Origin of the sequence: Arthrobacter sp. 49Tsu3.1M3, from assembly GCF_900168135.1 — a bacterium.
In the GTDB taxonomy this organism is placed as follows: domain Bacteria; phylum Actinomycetota; class Actinomycetes; order Actinomycetales; family Micrococcaceae; genus Arthrobacter.
Window position 1 is genome coordinate 114,898 of record NZ_FUZD01000010.1, and the last position, 22,791, is coordinate 137,688.

The 22,791-nt window shown below is 65.0% G+C and carries 16 protein-coding genes and 2 tRNA genes; 11 read left to right on the forward strand and 7 right to left on the reverse strand.

What is annotated here, in order from left to right; translation table 11 throughout:
• Nucleotides 1-37: 37 nt before the first annotated feature.
• From B5X90_RS12655 to B5X90_RS12665, 3 genes are all read left to right on the forward strand, one after another.
• Entirely contained in the window at nt 38-1,165 is a 1,128-nt protein-coding gene (locus tag B5X90_RS12655) for a PQQ-dependent sugar dehydrogenase (RefSeq protein WP_079553575.1), read from the forward strand.
• A 116-nt stretch (nt 1,166-1,281) separates the two neighbouring features.
• Nucleotides 1,282-1,357, forward strand: a tRNA-Lys gene (locus B5X90_RS12660).
• Between the two features lie 199 nt (nt 1,358-1,556).
• Nucleotides 1,557-2,102, forward strand: coding sequence for a hypothetical protein (locus B5X90_RS12665; protein WP_256860213.1), 546 nt, complete (start codon nt 1,557-1,559; stop codon nt 2,100-2,102).
• Nucleotides 2,103-2,173: 71 nt separating this feature from the next.
• Here the strand turns inward: B5X90_RS12665 and B5X90_RS21270 are convergent, their stop codons facing one another.
• Together B5X90_RS21270 and B5X90_RS12675 are read right to left on the reverse strand one after the other, a co-directional pair.
• Nucleotides 2,174-2,437 (reverse strand): antibiotic biosynthesis monooxygenase, encoded by a 264-nt coding sequence (locus B5X90_RS21270; RefSeq protein ID WP_179129136.1) that lies wholly within the window; start codon nt 2,435-2,437, stop codon nt 2,174-2,176.
• A gap of 846 nt (nt 2,438-3,283) precedes the next feature.
• Nucleotides 3,284-3,472 carry a hypothetical protein gene (locus tag B5X90_RS12675; protein ID WP_079553535.1) on the reverse strand — a complete coding sequence of 63 codons (189 nt, stop codon included), beginning with the start codon at nt 3,470-3,472 and terminating at the stop codon, nt 3,284-3,286.
• A gap of 291 nt (nt 3,473-3,763) precedes the next feature.
• Between B5X90_RS12675 and B5X90_RS12680 the strand changes: the two genes are divergently transcribed.
• Nucleotides 3,764-4,393: a DUF2510 domain-containing protein gene (locus tag B5X90_RS12680; protein ID WP_079553537.1), complete on the forward strand. Its 630-nt coding sequence runs from the start codon at nt 3,764-3,766 to the stop codon at nt 4,391-4,393.
• 384 nt (nt 4,394-4,777) lie between these two features.
• A complete protein-coding gene (locus B5X90_RS12685; protein ID WP_079553539.1) occupies nt 4,778-5,185 on the forward strand; it encodes a hypothetical protein in 408 nt (135 codons plus the stop codon).
• Nucleotides 5,186-5,258: 73 nt separating this feature from the next.
• Here the strand turns inward: B5X90_RS12685 and B5X90_RS12690 are convergent, their stop codons facing one another.
• Nucleotides 5,259-5,741 (reverse strand): MarR family winged helix-turn-helix transcriptional regulator, encoded by a 483-nt coding sequence (locus tag B5X90_RS12690; protein WP_079553541.1) that lies wholly within the window; start codon nt 5,739-5,741, stop codon nt 5,259-5,261.
• Nucleotides 5,742-5,850: 109 nt separating this feature from the next.
• Here B5X90_RS12690 and bcp point away from each other — a divergent pair, with 109 nt between their 5' ends.
• The 6 genes from bcp to B5X90_RS12720 all read left to right on the forward strand — a co-directional run bounded on the left by bcp (nt 5,851) and on the right by B5X90_RS12720 (nt 14,221).
• Nucleotides 5,851-6,324, forward strand: coding sequence for a thioredoxin-dependent thiol peroxidase (gene bcp, locus B5X90_RS12695; RefSeq protein ID WP_079553577.1), 474 nt, complete (start codon nt 5,851-5,853; stop codon nt 6,322-6,324).
• A gap of 122 nt (nt 6,325-6,446) precedes the next feature.
• A tRNA-Leu gene (locus B5X90_RS12700) sits at nt 6,447-6,528 on the forward strand.
• Nucleotides 6,529-6,765: 237 nt separating this feature from the next.
• On the forward strand, nt 6,766-7,443 hold the full coding sequence (locus B5X90_RS12705; RefSeq protein WP_079553543.1) for a fasciclin domain-containing protein: 678 nt from the start codon (nt 6,766-6,768) through the stop codon (nt 7,441-7,443).
• 242 nt (nt 7,444-7,685) lie between these two features.
• Nucleotides 7,686-9,341, forward strand: a complete 1,656-nt coding sequence (locus B5X90_RS12710) for an ABC transporter substrate-binding protein (RefSeq protein WP_372702890.1) — start codon at nt 7,686-7,688, stop codon at nt 9,339-9,341.
• A 78-nt stretch (nt 9,342-9,419) separates the two neighbouring features.
• On the forward strand, nt 9,420-10,922 hold the full coding sequence (locus B5X90_RS12715) for a malate:quinone oxidoreductase (protein WP_079553545.1): 1,503 nt from the start codon (nt 9,420-9,422) through the stop codon (nt 10,920-10,922).
• A gap of 119 nt (nt 10,923-11,041) precedes the next feature.
• A complete protein-coding gene (locus B5X90_RS12720; RefSeq protein ID WP_079553547.1) occupies nt 11,042-14,221 on the forward strand; it encodes an efflux RND transporter permease subunit in 3,180 nt (1,059 codons plus the stop codon).
• Here the strand turns inward: B5X90_RS12720 and B5X90_RS12725 are convergent.
• The 4 genes from B5X90_RS12725 to B5X90_RS12740 form a co-directional block, all read right to left on the reverse strand.
• Nucleotides 14,218-18,552 (reverse strand): Pls/PosA family non-ribosomal peptide synthetase, encoded by a 4,335-nt coding sequence (locus tag B5X90_RS12725; protein ID WP_079553549.1) that lies wholly within the window; start codon nt 18,550-18,552, stop codon nt 14,218-14,220. The two genes, B5X90_RS12720 and B5X90_RS12725, sit on opposite strands and share 4 nt — an antisense overlap.
• A 15-nt stretch (nt 18,553-18,567) precedes the next feature.
• Complete coding sequence (locus B5X90_RS12730; protein ID WP_079553551.1) at nt 18,568-20,016, reverse strand: aspartate kinase; 1,449 nt, start codon at nt 20,014-20,016, stop codon at nt 18,568-18,570.
• 75 nt (nt 20,017-20,091) lie between these two features.
• Complete coding sequence (gene ectB / locus B5X90_RS12735; protein WP_079553553.1) at nt 20,092-21,363, reverse strand: diaminobutyrate--2-oxoglutarate transaminase; 1,272 nt, start codon at nt 21,361-21,363, stop codon at nt 20,092-20,094.
• A 494-nt stretch (nt 21,364-21,857) separates the two neighbouring features.
• A partial coding sequence (locus B5X90_RS12740; RefSeq protein WP_143264743.1) for a M20/M25/M40 family metallo-hydrolase occupies nt 21,858-22,791 on the reverse strand: 934 nt, incomplete at its 5' end.

Genomic DNA, 22,791 nt, shown 5'->3' on the forward strand with positions numbered 1-22,791 from the left:
CGGGCTGCCAACCCATTCCTTCTCACCACGTCCCTTGATACTCCCCCGTCTTACCGGCAGGCGCTTCGTTGGCAGGGCAGCGGCCCGGGGCGTCGCACTTGCCGTTGCCCTGTTTTTCCTGAGCGCCTGTACCGGCGGCTCAACCTCCCCCGTGGTTCAGCCGGGAGACCGCACTGCCACCGGCGCAGCGGGTACGGCCGGGGCAGCGGGCGAGCCTACGGTCGCGGGCCGGGTCAATGGGCTGCAACTGCCGTGGTCCGCGGTCTTTTTGGCCGACGGCACCGCGGTCATCTCCGAGCGCGACACGGCGCTGCTCAGGACCATCAAAGACGGGCAGCTCGGTACGGTGGGCAAAGTGCCCGGCGTCGTGCCCGGCGGCGAAGGCGGCCTCCTGGGCCTTGCCCTTTCCCCTAACTTCGCGTCGGACGGTTACCTCTACGCCTACTTCACCGCGGCGGCGGACAACAGAATCGCCCGCATGCGGCTGGAGGAACGTGGCGGCCGGCTGGAGCTCGGCGCCTTGGAACCGGTTTTCACCGGTATTTCCAAGGCCGGCACGCACAACGGCGGCCGGATCCGCTTTGGGCCCGACGGTTTCCTGTATGTGGGGACGGGCGACTCCCAGCGCAGGGAGCAGCCGCAGGACCGCACGGCGCTGGGCGGAAAGATCCTCCGCCTCACTCCGGATGGCAGGCCGGCGCCGGGAAACCCGTTTGGCGATAACCCGGTCTACAGCTTTGGCCACAGGAACGTCCAGGGACTGGCCTGGGACAGCGCGGGCCGGCTGTGGGCCAGCGAATTCGGTCCGGACGTCAACGACGAGCTCAACCTGATCGTGCCGGGCGGCAACTACGGCTGGCCCGAGGTGACCGGCGCCCCGCACCGCCCCGGCTTCCTGGACGCCAAAGTGGTGTGGCCGTCGACGGCGGAATCTTCCCCCAGCGGACTTGAAATTGTTGGCAGCACCGCCTACCTCGGCGCCCTGCGCGGTCAACGACTCTGGGTCGTTCCCCTCAACGGCGAATTCGCCGGAGATCCTGTGAGCTATTTCACAGGAAAGTACGGCCGGGTGCGCAACGTTTCACTCGCTCCTGACGGGCGCCTGTGGCTCCTCAGCAACGGGCAAAACCCTGATTTCGCGCTGATTTTGAACCTCCCCGGCTGACCTCGACCTCCCCGTGCCCGCCGATTTCACACGACAGCCAATCTCGTGTAGAGTTTCATGTCGTTGCGGAGAACAACGCGGGAAATAAAAAGCCCCGGTGAACGAAAACAACAGATGCACCTCTAGCTCAACTGGCAGAGCAATTGACTCTTAATCAATGGGTTCCGGGTTCGAGTCCCGGGGGGTGCACCAGCGAGAAACCCCGTCTCGCAGGCTTAGCGGCCTGCGAGGCGGGGTTTCTTTTTCGTTGGCGAAAGGCCGGCGACGAGGCCGTGGCGGGCCCGGTTCGGGCTGGTGCCGCAGACCAGACTCGTCATGGGGTGGCGAAGGCCTCCCGGCCGGCCGGGCCGGGATGACTTGCCATTTAGAATACTGACCGTAGACTCGGCCCATGTCTGGTCCTGGGGGAACGAAATCAGTCCGCTGCGCTGCGGCGCTCGTTGTTGGAATGCTGCTCGCCGGTAGTTTGGCCTCCTGCGCCTACGAGGACGAGGGCGATCCGCGGCCGACGGCGGCCGGGCAACTCCACCGGCCGGCGCCCGCCGCTTCGACCAAAGATCCGGGGGTGCTGGGCGTGGAAGCGAACAACTACGCCGAGCTGCACAAGCGTCTGGCCGAGGCGCCAGGGCCCGTGCTCCTCTCCGACGCCGGTGCGGCGGACGGCCCAGGGGTTGGCTTCACCAAAGCCGCAACGGTGACGATCGCAGGTCCGCACACCGTCACCGCGGCCTGCGTGGGCATCCCCCATGCCCAGATCTACCTCTCCCAGAACTCGCCGGCCGGAACAGAGCACACGGTGTTCGAGGTCGATTGCTCGCGAACCCAATCGCAGGTCGTCCAACTGCAGAAGGGCTACGTCAGTGCCCAGTTGACCCGCCCGGACCCGACCGGCGCCTGGACCGGAGCGGTCGCCGGAATCAAAGTCACGGGCCAGTGAGGCTAACGGTCGAGGATCAGCTGGGCCGGGCGGCCATCCCCTAACTGGAGTTTGTGAGACTCCGCGACGGCCTAGGCAGTCACCTTGTTCGCCAGCTCGTGTTTCTCCGGGTTGACCTCCACCGGCAGGTGCGGCTTGACGTTGTTGTCGAACCAGTCATCGTGCTGTTCGGCGCTCTCCCAGACTTCCACAACGGTCATCCCGCCTTCGTGCTCCCAGGCGTAGTGGGCGATGAACCCTGGGGTGGCCCTGAGCTGGTCGATGAGGGCTGCGGCGGTTTTTTCATATTGTTCCCGGGTCATACCGGTCACGACACTCTTGGTCAGAACAGTCATGGCGGACTCCTCTATATGCGGCTGCCGGCCGGGCGGACGGGCGCCGCGGACTGGGCCGGCACGGGCCGAGTTTACGCCGGCAGGAATGGCGCTGACAGGGTCAGATGGTTGCCGCTGACCGGCAGGCAGGGCGGGATCCCTTTTTGCCTGGGCAAAGGAGCCGCACCGGCCCGGGATTCCCTGGCTGCCGGCGGTGGAACCATACGATGGTGAGGATGAACTCGACCCGGAAGACCTCGTACGCATCCGTCGTGGCCCTGCTGCTCGCGGTCTCGCCGTTGGTCATTGCGCTGCCAGCCACGGCCGGGCCCTGCAAGCCGGCCGGCCTTCTTCCCGTGAAGATCTGCCCCGCCTCGCCGACGCCGGGCCCGCCGTCCGCTTCCCCGGCACCGGGGGTGACTCCCCCGGGCGGCACAGCGCCGCCGTCGGACCCCGCGCCGCCCCGACCGTCACAGCCGCCGTCTCAAAGCCAGGCCCCCGGACAGGACGCGGCGCCGCCGACGCCGGGCCCCGCCCCTTCCGTCAGCCAAGGAGCCCCCACCCCGCCGGCCGCGGGTGCCGTTCCGGTCCCAGCCACCGTGGGAACGTCTGCCCCTCAGCCGCCGGACGCGGTTCCGGGCCCGGAGCCCGCAACGGCGATTCCTTCCGCGGCGGCGGCCGGCAGGGTTGGTCCCGGACCGGACGGGCAAGGCAGTCTCGCCGGCGGATTCCTGCTGGCGCTCAGCGGCCTGCTCATAGGCCTCTCCGCGGCCATCGGCCTCCGCCGGCCCGCCCGGCCATGAAACGGCCGCCGAACCGTCACAGTGAACTGTGTGGTTCAGCGGCCGCCTCATGCACATCGATTTATCAGACCTTCTCGCGGGAACGGTCGCGCACCTTCTCCGGCTCTTCGACCGTGAACTCCTTGGTGCGGCGGGGGAAGGCCCAGAACCTGAATTCCGGCGCCTGCGCCCGGGTCTCCGGGCGATCCTCAGATTCCTTTGCGGCATCCTTCCTGGTATCCCGCCAGGAATCCCTGTTGTACGAATAGCACATCACTGACCTCCTTCGTGGTGATTGCCTATTAATCGTCCTCCCGATCCGCTGGCGCGTCGATACTTCCGCACTGCCCTTTTGCGCCCGGGGCGGCAGGCTGGCTCAGGGGTTCCAGCGGACGGACCTGCGCCGTGGGCCGGCCTTCCCGCCGGCACGGGCCGCGGTTAGACTCCATCCAATGCACCACTGCGACCGATGGGGAAATCATGGAGTTGCCCATCCCCCTGTACGCTCTGTCACGAACAAAACAAGCGAACGCGCCACGCCACGCCACGCAAAGGATGAACAGCCATGACCGTCCCGCCCAACGCCTCCGCCCCTGGCCCCGGCTGGTATCCGGACCCGGCAGGCTCGGGCCGGCTTCAGTGGTGGAACGGTTCGGCTTGGACCGGCCAGTTCAACGCACCCCAGTTCCAGGCGCCGGCGCCCCGACACCCGGCGGCACCGCGCAGGCGCATTAGTGACCGGACACCGGTCTACAACGCGTACATCTGGACAATTGTGGCCCTGCCGCTCGTGCCTCTGATCCTGCTGATGTTCTGGAACCCTGTGCTCCGGCTGCGCACCGTGGGCCCGCGGCAGATCCAGACAATTGATCCGGCGTCGATTTTCACGGCGCCGTACTTCCTCTTCATAGGCATCAGTTTCGTGGCCTACGGTGTGTCCGCCCTCCTGGCTTACCTGGACTGGGACCGGCTGCGCAAGGACGGCGTTGTCCGGCCGTTTCACTGGGCGTGGGTTTTCCTCAGCAGGGAAGTCTACGTGATTGGCCGCTCCGTGATCGTCCACGAGGTCGCGCCGCGGCGCGGGCTCGCCCCGGTGTGGGTCACGATCAGCGTCGTCTTGCTCACGGCGGTGCTCACCGGCCTCAAAATGTCGGCCGTCGTAGCCACCCTGGCAAACCAGGCCGTAACGGTGTAGGCAGCGGCCGTAACGGAGTAGGCACCGTCAATCCAGGCAGCGGCCAACGCCGGGGCTGATCGGGTATCCAGGGTCTGGCTCCTGGCCCGATCCGTCCGATTGCGCATGAAACAGGGTCTTTAGTCCCTTTTGAGAGTCAATGCAGGGGCGTTGACTGGAAAGGTGCTCTGGGCAACTTTTCTGGAGCGACCGGTCCTGCAGATCCGGACCGACAACAACGCCGGCCAGAGAGCCCGACGCGACCACCAAAGATGATATTCAGATCTCCCGGTGCCCTCACTGAGGATCGCGTCAGCAGACACGGAAATCATGGGCCCACGGCAGCATGCCTGCACGGCCCGTCCCCGGGGCCAGGGAAATCGATCTCCGTAAGGACCAAGTTTCATGAACAAGGCTATTCGCATCATTGGAACAACCGCGGTGACCGCCGCACTGGGCCTGGGCGCCAGCGCCCTGCCTGCCAGCGCCGCCGCTGCCACTACTACCGCCTCCGCCACTTCTACAGCTTCCGCCAGTTCCTGGAGCCAGTCCTCATTTGAGAACCGGCACCACATGCGGGACAACAACCGGCACGACACACGCAATGGCTGGTGGGACGGAGAGAACCGGTGGCATGACAACGGTGACGGGTGGGGTTGGCGCGACGATCATGGCAATTGGCGTGACGACAACGACCACCGCGGCTCGTGGACGGGCCGGGACGGCTGCCGGCATGACAAGGACGGGTTCTGGGACCATCACGGGAACCGGCACGACAATAGGAAGCACAACCACCACAGGAACACCTGGTGACCGGTCACCACTGAAGGCCTGGAGAACGGACGGCGGGCAACCCTGCCGTCCCGTCCCCACCACAGCGGGGTGGCTAATTCAGCGGGGTGGCCCCGGCAATGGCGCCCGGCTCGGCAGCCGTGACGATGGCATTGGCCTCCGGCGAGGAAGACTTGGTTGCCAGCACCCTGACCACGGACTGGAGCTCCTGGCGCAGCACGTCGGGATCAATGGGCGTGGCGGCCAGCACGGAACGTTCCATGTCTGCGGCCGCGGCCACCGCCTGGCGCCCCTGGTCGGTCAGCGACACCACATGGCTGCGCCGGTCGGAGGTGCTGCGGTGCCGCGAAATGTGGCCGTGCGCTTCCAGCCGGCTCAGTGTCTTGCCCATCGTCTGGGCCTGGACCCGGACGAGCTGGGCTAATTGGGCTTGCGTCATCGGCCCATTCGCCGAGAGCACCTCCATGGCGATCACCCCGGCATGGGTCAGGCCAATGGCCCCCAATTTTTCGTTCCAGGAGTGTTCTACAAGACGTGCTGCCGTGGACAATAGGCGGCCCGTGGGCCAGCGATCCATATCAGGCATACCCAAGAGTATAGCGAGCAGCGGATTCGTCGGGCGCCGATCGCGTCACTACGCTGGAATATCACCCAACTTCATGACGAACCTCACCAAGGAGCCACCCGTGCCTGAGCGACTAACCGCCGGTGACACAGCACCGGATTTCACCCTCAAGAACGCCGAAGGACAGGACGTCAGCCTGCATGATTTCCTGGGCCGGAAGACCGTAATCTACTTCTACCCGGCAGCCGCCACGCCCGGATGCACCAAGCAGGCCTGCGATTTCCGGGATTCCCTCGGCGCGCTTCAGGCCGCAGGCTATGACGTCGTGGGCATCTCCCCCGACCCCGTCGGGAAGCTTGCCGCGTTCGCGGCCGCCGAAGGGCTGAGCTTCCCGCTGCTCTCCGACGAGGACCACTCCGTCGCCGAGTCCTACGCGGCCTGGGGCGAAAAGAAAAACTACGGCAAGACCTACCAGGGCCTGATCCGCTCCACCATCATCGTCGACGCCGACGGCCAAGTTGACGTCGCACAGTACAACGTCCGGGCCACCGGGCATGTCGCCAAACTTCGCCGGGACCTGAAACTCGACGCCTAGTCCCCGGTCGCCGGTCCGTCCGCCCGCCCGCGGCAGCCGTTGCAACCAGCAAACCGGCAATAGGTACAATGGAGCCTGGCGTCCGCCGCCGGGGTTCTTTCTCCGGACGACGACGGCGCCGCGCGCGAGTGGTGAAATTGGCAGACACGCAGGATTTAGGTTCCTGTGCCTTCGGGCGTGGGGGTTCAAGTCCCCCCTTGCGCACAGAGAGAACCCCGGTCTTCGGACCGGGGTTCTTGTCGTTTCCGGCGCTATCCCGGGATTTTTCAGGAGTTTTGACGCCGCCAAAAAGAATTTCACATCCGCACCCATCCGTTTCCTCCGAGCAGCCGAATACCCATTGAGACACCAACCAAGGGTCGGTGCCCAACAGTCGGGAAAGGGCCGCAGCGGCAAAAATTCGCCGCCGGCAAACATCGGCACAACAAAGGAGAAACCGAAATGCAGAACATCAAACGCACCACGTTCGCCGTTGCAGGTATCGCAGCCGCCGCCATGCTCAGCCTCACTGCCTGTGGCGGATCCAGCGCCTCGTCGGCCCCCGCTTCCTCGGCACCGTCCTCCGCACCGGCGGAATCCAGCATGGCGTCCCCCTCCACGAGCGCCTCCGCCGCGGCCATGGATCCGGCCGCTAACCTCGTCGGCTCCGGCTGCGCCGCCTACGCCGCCCAGGTTCCCAGTGGTGCCGGCTCCGTCTCCGGCATGGCGCTTGACCCGGTAGCCACCGCGGCATCCAACAACCCGATCCTCACCACCCTGACCGCCGCCGTGTCCGGCAAGCTCAACCCCAAGGTCAACCTGGTGGACACGCTCAACGGCAGCGAATTCACCGTCTTCGCCCCGACGGATGACGCCTTCAAGAAGATCGATCCGGCCACGATCGAGGCCCTGAAGACGGACGACGCCACGTTGAGCAAGATCCTGACCTACCACGTTGTCCCCGGCAAGATCACCCCGGACCAGATCGTCGGCACCCACAAGACGGTTCAAGGCGGTTCGGTGACGGTCACCGGCACCAAGGATGCCCTCAAGGTTGACGGCGCCAACGTTGTCTGCGGCGGCGTCCAGACCGCCAACGCCACTGTCTACATGGTCGACTCAGTCCTGATGCCCAAGTAGTCAGCCCTTTTGCACTCCTGCCCGGCTCCAGCCTGACTCCCTGGACCACTAGGAGAAGCGGAGGCCCGCACCACCAGGTGCGGGCCTCCGCTTTTTTGCGCTGCCGTGCGCCGTGCGGCGGTGTGCCACAAGAGCTGGCGGACCCGGCCGTCAACTAGACTGGGGCTGGTCCGCAGCCGGCGGACCATCCAGTTCCCAGAGGTGATTCTCGAGTGCCCAGCAGTACAGTGCCCAGCAGGACAGTGCGGCGGATTGCCGCCAGCATCGGGGCCGCCCTCCTTGTCCTGCCGCTCGCGTCCTGCACGGGAAGCCTCGGCCCGGCACCCAGCTCCCCCACCGCCTCTGCCACCGCCAGCGCGGCACCTACCGCGGTTTTCACCTTCGGCACCGGCTCGGAGCCGCTCGGGCTCGATCCAGCCCTGGTCTCCGACGTCGAGTCCTACCGCGTCACCCGGCAGGTACTGGAAGGCCTCGTGGGCGTAGACCAGACCACCGGCCAGCCCACGCCGCTGCTGGCCACCGAATGGTCCCAGAGCGATGAAGGCCGGACCTACGAGTTCAAGCTGCGCGGGAACGTCAAATTCCAGGACGGGACACCGTTCGACGCCGCCGCGGTCTGCACCAACTTCAACCGCTGGTTCAACTTCTCACCGGCCCTCCGCGAACAGGCCACCGGTACCACCTTCAAGGGCGTCTTCAAGGCCCATGCGGACCAGGCGCCGCTGTCCATATACAAGAATTGCACCGCCGTCGCGCCGGACAATGTGCGGATCGGCCTCACCCAGCCCTTCACGGGTTTCCTCCAGGCCCTCACCCTCCCGGCCTTCGCGATTTCTTCGCCCAAGGCCCTCGCCGCGGATCACGCTGACGTCCTGAACCAGAGCCGGGGCGGGCAGCCGGTATCCGCCTACGGCCTCCACCCGGTAGGCACAGGACCGTACGTTTTCGGCTCCTGGGACTCGGGCAGCGTCTCCCTGGCCAGCAACAAGGACTACTGGGGGGACAAGGGACAGATCGGCACCATCAAGTTCGTGACCTACGACCACCCGCAGACCCGGATGCAGGCGCTCCTGGACGGCAAGATCGACGCCTACGACGCCGTCACCGTGGGAAACTTCGACCAACTGGTCAAGAGCGGAAAGCAGATCATCCAGCGGGACCCGTTCTCCGTGATGTACCTGGGCATGAACCAGCAAGTCCCCATCCTGCAGAACCTCAAGGTCCGCCAAGCGATCGAAATGGCGCTGGACAAGGACACGCTGATCCGCCGGTTCTTCATCGACAACACGGCCCAGGCCTCCCAGTTTGTTCCGCCCAAGCTCAGCGGCTTCAACAACAATGCCGCGGCGCTCGGCTACAACCCGGGCAAGGCCAAGGAACTCCTGGCCGCGGCCGGCTACAAGGGCGAGGAGCTGAAGTTCTACTATCCGCTCAACGTCACCCGGCCCTACTTGCCGACGCCGGAAAAGGTGTACGCCGAGATCAGCCGGCAACTGACCGCCGTGGGGCTCAACGTCAAGCCCGTACCGGTGGACTGGGCTGACGGCTACCTGCAGAAGGTCACCTCCCCGGGCGACCACGCCCTGCACCTGCTGGGCTGGAACGGCTCGTATTCGGACCCCGACAATTTCGTGGGCCCGCTCTTCGGCGAGAACACCGGCGAATTCGGCTACCAGGACCCCCAGGTCTTCTCCAAGATCGCCCGGGCCCGGGGCCTGCCGGACGGCAAGGACCGCACCGAGGAGTACCAGACCATCAACGGGCAGATCGCGGCCACGGTGCCCGCGGTTCCCATTGCCTTCCCGATCTCGGCCCTGGCGCTCTCGGACCGGGTGCTGAAGTACCCGGCGTCGCCGGTGCTGAACGAAGTTTTCACAAAGGTCGAGCTAAGGCCTTGACGCCCGGGGCCAATTTCAGTTAGTGGGCGGTGCGGGATATTCTGTGACAGCCAGAGCCGCTGCTATCGGAGACTGATTGTGACTTTCATTTCCAAGACCCAACACGCCGACGTCGTCCTGATTGGCGGCGGCATCATGAGCGCCACGCTCGGCGCCTTCATCAAGCAGCTTGAGCCGAACTGGACCATCTCGCTCTTTGAGCGGCTGGACGAGCCCGGGCTGGAAAGCTCCGACCCGTGGAACAACGCCGGCACCGGACACGCTGCCCTGTGTGAGCTTAATTACTCCCCCGCAGCCAAAGACGGCTCGGTGGACCCCGGCAAGGCCCTGAACATCAACGAGCAGTTCCAGCTGTCCCGCCAGTTCTGGTCCCACCTCGTTTCGAACTCGCTGATCGGCTCCCCCAAGGGCTTCATCAACACCGTTCCGCACATGAGCTTCGTGATCGGCGAGGACCACACCAAGTTCCTCCGCACCCGCTACGAGGCACTCAAGCCGAACCCGCTGTTCCGGTCGATGGAGTATTCCGAGGACCACGCGCAGATCGCCAAGTGGGCCCCGCTGATCGTCAAAGGCCGCGACCCCAAGCAGCGCGTCGCGGCAACCCGCGCAGCAGAGGGCACCGACGTCGACTTCGGCGCCCTGACCCGCGAACTGACCACATACCTGGGCAACAACGGCGTGGAGATCAACTACGGCCACAACGTCAGCGACATCAAGCGCGCCTCGGGCGGCGGCTGGGACCTGTCGCTGAAGCACGCCAAGAGCGGCGAGCACGGCTCCATCCACGCGAAGTTCGTCTTTGTCGGGGCCGGCGGCGGGGCCCTGCACCTGCTGCAGGCCTCCGGCATCCCGGAAGGCAAGGGGTTTGGCGGTTTCCCGGTCTCCGGCCAGTTCTTCCGCTGCACCGACGAGAGCATCGCTGCCCAGCACAGCGCGAAGGTCTACGGCCAGGCGTCTGTCGGCGCCCCGCCCATGTCCGTGCCCCACTTGGACACCCGTTACGTCAAAGGCAAGCGCTCCCTGCTGTTCGGCCCGTACGCCGGGTTCTCCACGAACTTCCTCAAGAGCGGCTCCTACCTGGACCTGCCGCTGTCCATCCGCCCCTCCAACATCATCCCGATGCTGGCCGTGGCCAAGGACAACATGGACCTCACCGCCTACCTGATCAAGGAAGTCGCCAAGCGCCACGGCGACAAGGTCGAGGCCCTGCGGGAGTACTACCCCGAGGCCAAGGACGGCGACTGGGAGCTCATCACCGCCGGCCAGCGGGTCCAGATCATCAAGAAGGACCCGAAGAAGGGCGGCGTGCTGCAGTTCGGCACCGAGGTCATCGCCGGACGTGACGGCACCATCGGCGCACTGCTGGGCGCATCCCCGGGCGCGTCCACGGCCGTGCCGATCATGATCGAGCTGCTCCAGAAGTCCTTCCCGAAGAACTTCAAGGGCTGGCAGTCCAAGCTCAAGGACATGATGCCCGGCTACGGCGTCAAGCTCAACGACAACCCTGAGCTCGCCGCCAAGCTGGAAGCCGAGACGGCCAAGACGCTGCAACTCGAACAGGTCACCGCCAGCAGCTGAGCCGGTGCCCGGCCGCGGCTGGTTTACACTGCTGGTTTGGGACCGCTGCAACCCGTGACGTCCCCGTTTTTTGATGTCCCGTTGTGCAGGACGCCCCCGACCCACCAGGAGACCATGAGATGTTCCGGCTCGCAAAGCTGTCTCTCGCCAACCGGGCCCTGATCGCGCTGATCACGGTGTTCGCTTGCGTTTTCGGCGTGATCACGATGTCCTCGCTGAAACAGGAACTCATCCCCTCCATCGAGTTCCCGCAGATCACCGTGATCTCCTCGATGCCCGGCGCGTCGCCGGAAGTCGTGGACAAGCAGATCAGTGCCCCGCTGGAAAAGGCGCTGAACAGCGTCGAGGGGCTGGAGTCGACGTCGTCAACGTCCCGGAACGGAGTCTCGCAGATCTCCCTGGCGTTCACCTACGGCTCCAACCTGGACCGGGCCCGGAACCAGATCGACCGCGCCATCTCCAACGCCAAGCAGGCCCTGCCGAAGGACGTCCAGCCGCAGGCGATCGCCGGGAGCATCAGCGACTTCCCGATCGTCTTCCTCGCCGTGTCCTCGGACAAGCCGCTCAGTGAACTCAACGCCGATCTCGCCCGGCTCAGCGTCCCCCGGCTGCAGAAGCTCGACGGCGTGCGCGGCGCCGACGTGACCGGCGGCGCCACGCAGCACATCCAGATCCTGCCGCGGCCGCGGGACCTGGCGGCATCGGGCGCGAGCCTCCAGTCCATCAGCGACGCACTGAAGAACAACGGTGCATTGGTCCCGGCCGGCACCGTCGAGGAACAGGGCAAAACCCTCTCGCTGCAGATCGGCAGCCCGGTGGACTCCCTCGACGCGATCAAGGCCCTCCCCCTCGGCGCGGCCCGCGATGCGGCAACGATCGGCAGCGTTGCGGATGTCAGCCTGGTCGAGGACGCCCGCACGTCAATCACGCGGACCAACGGCAAGGAAACCCTCGCCCTGTCCGTGACCAAGAAGCCCGAGGGCGACACCGTCGCGATCTCCCATGCGGTCAAGGACGCCATCCCGCAGCTGGAGGCCGAGCTTGGCTCCAACGCCAAATTCACCCCGGTCTTCGACCAGGCGCCGTTCATCGAGAAGTCCATCAAGGACCTCACCACCGAGGGCCTGCTGGGACTGGGCTTCGCCGTCCTGGTGATCCTGGTGTTCCTGATGTCCGTACGCGCCACCCTGGTGACGGCCGTGTCCATCCCGCTGTCCCTGCTGATCACGTTCATCGGCCTCTCGGGCACCGGCTACTCACTCAACATCCTCACCCTTGGCGCGCTCACCATCGCGATCGGCCGCGTCGTGGACGACTCGATCGTGGTCATCGAAAACATCAAACGGCACCTGAGCTACGGCGAGGACAAGATCACCGCGATCGGGACCGCCATCCGCGAAGTCGCCGGCGCCATCACGGCGTCCACCCTGACCACCGTGGCCGTCTTCCTGCCCATCGCCTTCGTCGGCGACCTGGCCGGCGCGCTGTTCCGGCCGTTCGCCCTGACCGTGACCATTGCCCTGCTCTCCTCGCTGCTGGTCTCGCTGACCATCGTGCCGGTGCTGGCCTACTGGTTCCTGCGCACACCCGCCGTCACCGGCTCTCCGGCTTCCTCCGCCGGCATCGCCTCCAAGGCGCACGAGGCCGAGCAGAGCACGCTCCTGCAGCGCGGCTACCTGCCTGTCCTGTCCGGCACGCAGCGGCACCCGGTCCTCACCCTGGTCGCCGCCGCCCTGGTGCTTGCCGGCACCGTGGCGATGTCCCCGCTGCTCGCCACCGACCTCCTGGGCCGTTCCGGCGAGAACAGCATGACCGTCAAGCAGGCCCTGCCCGCAGGGACCAGCCTTGACGAGGCCAGCGCTTCGGCGATCCGCGTCGAGGACACCCTGCGGGGCATCGACGGAATCAAGGACGTCCAGGCCACCACCGGCAACGCCCAGACCGGTTTCTCGGCCCTGCTCTCCTCCGGCGCGTCCAATTCGACGTTCACCGTGGTGACGGACGAGAAAGCCAACCAGGGCAAGCTCCAGGAGACCGTCCGCAGCGAACTCTCCAAGCTCGGCGACGCCGGAAAGATCACGGTCGGTTCCCAGCAGGGCGGCTTCGGCACTTCCTCAACCGTGGACATCACCCTCAAGGCCGCCACCACCGCCGATCTCCAGACGGCCAGTGACGCGATGGTCAAGGCCATGGACGGTGTCCCGGGCAGCAGCGAGGTGGCCACCAACCTGGCCGCCAGCCAGCCGGTGGTCCAGGTCAAAGTGGACCGCGCCAAGGCCGTTGCGGCCGGCCTGAACGAGGAGCGCGTGGCCGGGGTCCTGGCCGCCACGATCAGCCCGATTCCGGCCGGGACGGTCCGCATCGACACCAACGACTTCCCGGTCCGGATCGGCGAGGGCACCCGCTTCACGAGCATTGAGGCCGTCCGGGACATCCCGCTCCCGACGGCGGCCGGCGCCGTTGCGCTGGGCAGCATCGCCTCGGTGGAGCAGGTGGACGTCCCCGTCTCCATCACCGCCAGCAACGGCCAGCGCACCGCGCGGGTCTCGGTGACGCCGTCGGGCTCCAACCTCGGCGCGGTCAGCACCGAGGTGCAGAACCGGCTCAAGTCAGTCCAGCTGCCGCCCGGGGTGACCGCGACGATCGGCGGCGCCACGACGCAGCAGGCCGATTCGTTCCGCCAGCTCGGGTTCGCGCTGCTGGCCGCCATCGCGATCGTCTACGTGATCATGGTGGCTGCGTTCAAGTCGCTCGTGCAGCCGCTGATCCTGCTGGTCTCCGTCCCGTTCGCCGCGACAGGCGCAATCGCCCTGCTCGTGGTGACCGGCGTGCCGTTGGGCCTGCCGTCGCTGATCGGCATGTTGATGCTCGTGGGCATCGTGGTGACCAACGCGATTGTGCTGATCGACCTCATCAACCAGTACCGCCAGCCGCGAAACGGCGAACCCGGGATGAACGTGGCGGACGCGATCACGCACGGCGCCCGCCAGCGCCTCCGCCCCATCCTCATGACGGCGCTCGCCACGGTGTTCGCGCTGACACCGATGGCGCTGGGACTGACCGGCGGCGGCGGATTCATCTCCCAGCCCCTGGCGATCGTGGTGATCGGCGGCCTGGTGTCCTCCACCGCCCTCACACTCATCCTGGTCCCGGTGCTGTACCGGCTCGTGGAAGGCCGGCGCGAGCGCAGGGCACTACAGAAGCCGCTGCGCCGTGGACGCCATTCCGGGCCGGCCGTGACCGAGGACTTCCCCGACGACTTCCCCGAAGACGCTCCCCTGCCAACCAGTTCGCACTAGGAACCAGAACCCGGCGTCCCTGCCTTGTCCTCGGCCTCGACGTTAGGCTTGACTTGGGTTCGTGCTGCTTTGGGAGCCCTGTGCGTTCCGTGAGTTGCGTAAGTTGCCTTCGAGAATCTGACGAGTCCAGCGGGTGCAGCGACGGCTTCACGGTGGCGGGCGCCACCGTGGCGCGGAACGCCGTGGCGAAGGCTCCCAGAAACCACGGCCGCGAGCGGCTCGGGGGCGACGGGGCTTGTCACCTCGCGCGCCGGATTGCCGGAATATATTGCATTTTCCGGAACGTCTTCGCCCTTCATCAGAAGGGCGTCGGCACCGAGTGACGAACCATCCTGCATCGTCACCCCGTAATTGACCCAGGAATCCACGCCAAGGGTGCAGCGGTTGCCGAGAACGATGTAATCGGACTTGAAGGCCCCGTCTTCCATGGAGTGGCCCTGAATGGTGGATCCTTCATTGAATGCACAGTCATCACCGATAGCCACAAGAGTTTTCTCCGGTATGTTGGCGCCGGCATCGTAGAGCCGCTTGCCAACCTTCACGCCAAGCATTCGCCAGATTACGGGCTTGAACGGAGTTCCGTTAAAGCCCGGCATGGCTAGCAGCTTCCATAGACGTTCGTGCCGCCAGAAGTAGGGGTCGTAGATGGAGCAGTATTGCGGCTTCAGGTGGCGGAAGCCCATGACCGAGCGCTCAACAACCACGGCAATCAGTACGCGGAACAACAGCAGGGTGAGCATCATGGCTGCGATCGCCAGCACACCGAGGAAGCTGAATGCCGACACGGCAACGGCGGCGCTGAGCGTGGCGACAAACAATAGGAACCAGCGCACGGCCAGGAACAGCACCATGCTCAGGATGTTGTGCCGGTTCTTTGCCGGGAGAGCGCTGTTCCGCGCCTCTGCAATCGTCTGTTCATCAAACTGGGCGTCACGCTGAACAGACCGGGGGATCTCGAACGGCGGTGACCCCAGCAGACCCACATCGGCACGGATCGGACCGTCGATCGGAATCATCACTTTCGTGGCTAAAAGACAGTTCTCCCCGACCTTGGATCCGATCGGAACACTGATGGCGTTACCGAGGAAATTGTGGCCAGCCAGGTGAACCCGTGAGAGCCGGAACGACGTGCTTGAAAAGTCGGCGTTCATCATGTTGAGGCCGTCCGCGACCATGGTGCCTGTCCCCACTGAGCTCAGGAACGGCGACTCGTGGGCCAGCGTGGGGCCGAAGTTTGACCCGGTTTGCTCCACCCTGCCGAGGTTATAACCCAAGGCCTTAAGATAGTGCACGATGTAGGAACTGTCGCCGAAGACGTCTTTGTACAGTTTGACGTTGGACACGCGGGCCATCATGCGCTGGATAGTGAAGTGCACACCGTACAGGGGATAGACCTTTTCCGGCTTGATGAAGCGGTTGAGCAAACGCGGGATGCTGAAGATGACGATCAGGCCGGTGATCAGCCCGACAACGAAAAGAATCAGCGTTACGGCGAGTACGTCTATGAAAAAGTTTGGGGAGCCCAACTGCAGGTGTCCAGTGCTCAGGTACGGCGGCAGGAGGACGGCCAGCCCGAGAATGCCCGCCGGAACCACCAGGACCAAACGGTTGAACAACTGGAGGACGCTGAAAATGACCCTACGTCGCGTGCTGCAATTGGCGGCCGGGACGCGCAGGTAATTGGTGTTGGTGCGCGCCGCAGGCGAACCGTGCCAGGTTTGTCCATCAGGTACAGCCTGGTCGGTCTGCAACGATGAAGCGTGTCCCAGCTGTGTGTTGTCTCCCATCGACGTACCGATGTCCAGCGTGGTTTTCTCCGAAACAAGCACATTTCTACCCAGCATCACGCGACCGGTTTCAATCATGCCCGAGCGCGCCCGATAGCATTGGAACGATGAGTTTTTCTGGATGACAGTGTTGTCCCCGACGCTGAGCAGGTCCGGGCACGCAGGCACCTTCCGCGAGAAGATCACCGCTCCCTTGCCGATCTTGGCGCCCAGGAGCCGCAGGTACACCACATACAGGGGAGAGCCGGCAAACAAGACCAGTGGATTTGCTCTGGTAAGTGTCTTGACTGCCCAAAAACGGAGATAAGCCAGACTCCATATTCGGATGTTGCCCGGCTTCCACCGCCCAACCAGAACCCACTTGGCGAGGATCGGCGTCACGGACAGGATCAGGAACATGGCAGCGCCGAAACCAATGGACCGCAGCCACATGTCAAATGGATTGCTACCCCCCGATGTCCACTGGAAGCCGATAATCAGCAGGGAAGCAGCGTACGAAGTGTAACCCAGGAAAATCAGCAACTGGATTGCCCCGCACATGACGAACTGGAAGGTGCTGGGTGGTGGCATCGGGACCGGGCGCGCAGGTTCGGTCTCGGCTACGGCCGCGCTGAGGACGGATTCACTGTGCCGGGCTTCGAGGCACGCGGCGAGCTGCCGGACCGTCGGGTTCTCATAGATATCCTGCATGGCGGCTGCGGGCAGGGCGGTTTCCTTCCTGATGCGGGCGCAATAGCGGGCCATCAACAACGAGTCGGCTCCAAGGTCGTTGAAGAAGTGGGCATCGGTGGAAACCTTCTCAAGGCTCAGGACGGCGCCGAGCTGCGCGGCCAGGGCCTCTTCGGCGGCGGTTGTCGGGGCGGTGAAGGACCCCGCGGCCGCCCGGCTGATCCTGTGTTCGGGACGGGGTAGCCGCTTCCTGTCCACTTTGTCACTGGCCATCATGGGAACGGAGTCCAGCTGTTCAAAATAGGCAGGAACCATGTAGCCGGGAAGCCTGGTGCGCAGCATCCGGTGGAGGTCATGGGCATCCACGCCCTCAACGTCCTGGCGCAGGGTGTAGTAGGCGGCCAGCTCGACGGTTCCTTGTTCCGGCTCGTAGGTCTGAACGACTGCCTGCGCAATGCCGGGGAGCTGCAGGAGGACGGATTCTACTTCGCTCAGTTCGATGCGGTAGCCACGTATTTTGACCTGGGTATCGATCCGGCCAAAGTATTCGAGTTGCCCGTCGTCGTTCACCCGTCCGAGGTCCCCGGTGCGATAAATCCGGCCGGAGGGATTGTTCTCAATTCCGAGGAAATCCGGGACAAAGGCCCGCTCCGTCAGGTCCTGACGGTTCACGTAGCCGCGCGCCAGCCCCACCCCTGCGAGGCCGATTTCTCCCATTTCACCGCGCGGCAGGGCCCGAAGCTCGGCGGGATCCACAATGACCGCGGTGTAGGTGGGCAAGGGCACTCCGAGGGACACGGGCAGGTCCGGGTCCAGGACCGACCAGGTGGCAGTCACGGTCGCCTCGGTGGGGCCGTAGACGTTCAGGAAACGCCGGCCGGGGCGGTGCCAGCGCATCACGAGATCCTTCGGGCACGCCTCGCCGGAGACCAGCAGGAACCGCAAATCGGGCAGGTCCTCGTCAAGCGTCGCCAGCAACGTTGGAACGCAGCAAAGGGCAGTGATCCGTTTTTCCTGCAGGTACTCCGCGAGTTCGGCACCCAGCATGCTGGACCGGCCCGGCTTGGGCACCAGCGTGGCTCCGACCATCCAGGCAACCCAGATTTCCTCCACCGAGAAATCGAAGGCGATCGTCATGCCCTGGTACACGCGGTCCGTGGACTCAATCCCGTAGATGTCTGAGGCCACCCGGACAAAATTGCAGATGCTGGCCTGCTCCACTGCCACGCCCTTGGGCCGGCCGGTCGAGCCGGAGGTGTAGATAATGTATGCCAGCTCATCCTTCGTTCCGCCATGGTCCTCGCTTCCCAGGCGGGAAGAATCCTTGGCGTCGATCTGGGCCTGCACATCATCGAGGCACACTGTGACGGCGGCTACCTCAGGCAACAGATCCCTCAGATGGGATAAAGACAGGACCATGGCCACGTTGGCGTCCTCGACAATGTACTGAAGACGGTCAGGGGGAAATCCAGGGTCCAGGGGAACATAGGCCGCGTGGATCTTCAGAACGGCCAGCATCGCCACGTAGGCCCGCCATGGCTGGTCAAACAGCAGGGCGATGCGGTCACCCGGCCGGGCACCGCACACCAGGAGATGCCGCGCCAGTTGGTTAGCCCGCTCATCCAGCTCCGTGTACGTCAGGACAACGTCCCCCGCATCGACGGCAACCTGGTCGCTGCGTCCCTGCTCCCGCAAGCGGTCGCAACTATCCTCAAACAGCCGGTCCAACCGCTCACCCCGCTGCCAGCGGGCGGCCTGATCGGGCGCAGCCGACGTCAGGACAGTTCCGCCTTCCGAGCCGCCGATCATCGACATGATTCCCCGCAACTCGGGAGGTCTGGTGAGGCCGTTGCCGATCCTCGCGGTCTTGCCCATCCTTTAGCTCCTTCGCTAGAAGTGACGTGACACAGTTCTGTCACCCGCCGGAACAGGGGTCATATCCTGGCCGGAAATCGGGACCCACGTCTGGAGCGGGGGACCAACAGCGGGTGTGAGATGGCCTTCATGACCCGCCGCCGTTGCCTCGTCCGCCGGGGTCATGCCGAAGGCCAGCCGGACAGCGCGCTCGGCATCCGCGAGCCGGTCGGCGTGCGTGACAGCCCCCACGGACGTCTCGGAGATGTCGACAAGGTCGAGCTCCACATCGGCGTCGGACAGGGCCTTGAGGAAGGTGCAGAAGATTTCCGGGGACGACCGCATGCCCAGTCCAGTAATGGACACCCGGCCCACCTTGTCGTCGTGCTGCAAACCTTCAAATCCAATGCTTCCCTTTTCGGCATCCAGCACAGCAAGGGCGTTGCCTGCATGGGCAGCAGGCACGATCAGGGCAACGTCGGAACGCCTCGGGACTGGGCCCGTATTTTGGACAATTGCCTGGACATGCGCCCCGGAACGGGAGAGGACATGCAAGATGCGTGCCATGCTGTCCGGCTGGTCCGGAATTCCCACCACAGTGATTTTCGACGCCGAGTTGACCCCGGCTACTCCGGTCACCTCGGGTTGTTCCCTGGCGGGCTGGAGCAGTGGATGACGGTCAAGGCCAGGCAGGATCAACGTCCCGGGCTCCGGCACGAAGGAGGACCTCACATGGATCGGAATACCGAACCGGCGGGCGTATTCAACACACCTTAGGTGCAGTACCTTGCAGCCGGAGGCGGCGAACTCAAGCATTTCCTCGCTCGAGAGAATCTCGATCTTCCGCGCCGTCGGGACCACCCGGGGGTCCGCGGTGTAGACGCCGTCGACGTCCGTGTATATCTCGCAAATATCGGCTTCGAGCGCAGCGGCCAAGGCGACCGCGGTGAGATCCGAGCCGCCACGGCCGAGCGTGGTCACCCTGTTCCGCTTCTGCGTCCTGCCCTGGAATCCTGCGACGATGGGGACCTCGCCACGGGCCAGGCTACTGCGGACGCGGTCCGGCCTGACGTCAGTGATGTGTGCCTTGCCGTGGATGTTGTCGGTAATGAGGCCGGCCGCACTGCCGGTAAACGTGCGGGGCAGCTGGCCGAGGTCCGCCAGGGCAATCGCCAAAAGGGCGGAGGACACAAGCTCGCCGATGCTCAGCAGGGCGTCAAGGTCCACAGGCAGGGGCCGGGCGGAGACTTCCGCGGCAAGATCGCAGAGTTCATCGGTGGTGTCCCCCATGGCGGACACCACCGCCACGACCCGATAGCCGTTGGTCCGCGTTTTGGCGATCCGCTCGGCTGCCCGGAGGATACCTGCGGCATCCGCCAGAGACGAACCGCCAAACTTTTGAACGATGACACTACCCGGGGGAATCGCCCGGTCGGTTTCCGCTAGATCACTGTCATTGAAAGCTGTTGCCTTGCGGGTACCCATTTTGCTCCCCGAAATCTACTTCGATTCTTGCAAGGGGCACTGGCCCCTTTGAGCCGTTTTGCCCTGTTCGGATGGTCAAATGGTTGATCCCAAGGCCACCGGCTCCCCGGTCACAGTCACTGCGGCTGCAGCGAGAATATCGAGTCCCTTCTGCAGATCCTCGGGGCTGATAGTCAGCGCGGGCATCGTCTTGACCACTTCACCTTCGGGTCCGGACGTTTCCACGAGCAGACCACGGGCAAAGGATTCAGCCGCAATCTTCTCCGCAGTCTCGGGGTTGGGGTAGTAAACACCCGCGAGCAGTCCCCGGCCGCGGACCGTGGCGCCTTCGACGCCCGCTGCGATCTGGGTAAGCCCCTCGTGGAGCTGGGAAATGAGTCCCGCGACACTTGACTGGAAGCTGCCGTCCCGCCAGTAGTGCTCCAGGGCAGCGGCGCCGGTGACGAATGCCGGGTTGTGCCCCCGGAAAGTTCCGTTGTGCTCACCGGGCTTCCAAATATCCAGTCCGGGCTTGAACAGTGTCAGTGCCAACGGTAGTCCAAAGCCCGAGATGGACTTCGACAGGCAGACGATATCCGGAGTGATCCCCGCCTCCTCGAAGCTGAAGAAGGTCCCGGTCCGTCCGCATCCGGCCTGCACATCATCCACGATGAGCAGGATGTCGTGTTGCCGGCACAGCTCGGCAAGACCGCGCAGCCAGGACGCCCGGGCGGCCCTGAGCCCACCCTCGCCCTGGACGGTTTCCACGATGACCGCTGCGGGCTTATCGATGCCCGATCCCCTGTCCTCCAGGGCTTGCCGGAGCCATAGAAAGTCCGGCATCTGACCATTGAAGAACCCGTCATAGGGCATGCTCGATGTGTTCGTCAGCGGAACGCCGGCTCCCTGCCGCTTCATTGAATTGCCCGTGACCGCCAACGATCCCAGGGTCATCCCGTGAAACGCATTGGTGAAGCTCAGGACATGCTGCCTGCCGGTAACCTTCCGGGCAAGCTTCAGGGCCGCCTCCACTGAGTTTGTTCCCGTCGGTCCGGGGAACATGACTTTGTAGTCCAAATTCCTGGGCTCGAGGATCAACTCCCGGAAGGTTTCCAGGAAGCGCCGCTTGGCCGGTGTTTTCATGTCGAGTGAATGCACGATTGCGCCGGATTGAAGATAGTCCACCAGCGGCTGCAGCAGCACCGGGTTGTTGTGCCCGTAGTTCAGTGCTCCGGCGCCGGAAAAGAAGTCCAAATATTCTCTGCCGTCTTCACTGTAGAGGCTGCTGCCGGACGCACGTTCAAACACGGTGTCCCAACTGCGGCAGTAGCTGCGGACCTCTGACTCCAAGCTTTCGAAGATATCCATCTGTCGATGTCCCCCGTACTTCCGACTAGCGAAGTTGCCCGAGCGTAAACACAGCCCGGGTTTTCCGGATGACGGGCGCGGGAAGGGGGCAGCGCAGCGCCTGTGGCGCACTGACCGTTGCTTTCACGGGGCCCGTATTTACTCCCGTATAGAGGTGCTCTAGAAGAGGTGCTCTCGGCGGGAACTGGGCAGATCCTAGGCGCCTGCCCAAATGCTTTTCCGTTTCTTATCGTAATCTCAGGAAAATCACAGCACCTGAGTAGCGGGTACCTGTCTTTTCCCCTCAAACGGCTGATTAACTACCCGAATCGGCGGGGTTCCTCACCCCTGGCGGCCCCGGGCTACTCGGAAAAATGCCGGCCGCCGGGCATCCGCCGGACATGGGCGCCGGCGCCAGGGACATCCGACTTCCTCGGCCGACGGCGACGGCGACGGCGAACGGGGCGAGGGATGCGACACCGTCTTGAGAGTCGCTGGAAAGGCGAAGCCGGTGTTTAGCCGGTCCTGGCCATCGCGTAGGCCACGGTGCCGTAGGCCAGGGCGCCGGACATTTCGGTGAGCAGTTCCGGGTTGGTGTTGGCGATCGTGTCGCAGGCCTCGTGGTAGCAGGGATCGAGGTCCTTGCCCGCCACCCCGCCGTAGGCCTGCGCCTGGGCCTGGGTCTTCCTCTTCTCATCGCCGGTGAACAGCCCGCCGCCGGGAATGCCGGCCGAGAGGAAGGCATCGTAGTCCGAGCCGCCGTCAAAGGGCGTGGTCTCCGCCGGCAGCGCGTTCTCCTGGAAGTAGCGGAAGAAGACGTCCTCGATCGCCTTGGACCCGGCCGGGCCGGCGTGGCCGAAGTCCGTCCCGTCCCCGTCATGGACCGAGCGGACCCCGTTGGGCGAGGCCACCATGTCCACGTTCAGGTTCGCCGCGGTCTGGCCGATCTCGGCCGCGCTGAGCTCGTCGACGTAGTGCTGGGACCCGTACAGGCCGTCCTCCTCACCGCCCCAGAACGCGAACCGGACCCGGTTAACCGGCGCGATCCCGGCCTCCTTCATCCACCGCGCGGTCTCCAGGACCGCCGCGACCCCGCTGCCGTTGTCATCAATGCCCGGCCCCTCCCGCACGGAGTCCAGATGCGCGCCCACCACCACGGTATGCCCGGCATTGCCCCCGGTGTCGGCCAGGATGTTGAAGGACTCCACCGTCTTGCCGCGCCGGCCGTCCTCCTTGAACGTGAAGCTCTGCCGCACCGGTGCGTACCCGGCCGCGCGGAGCTGTTCCTCGACGTACCGGGCCGACTCCTCATACCCCGGGGTCCCCGAGGCCCGGTTCCCGCCGTTGGCATCGGCCACCCGCTGCAGCGCCTGCAGGTGCCCCACCATGTCCCGGGACTTGAACGCCGCCAGCACCGTGCGCGCATCCACCGTGCTCGCCGGCGCCAGC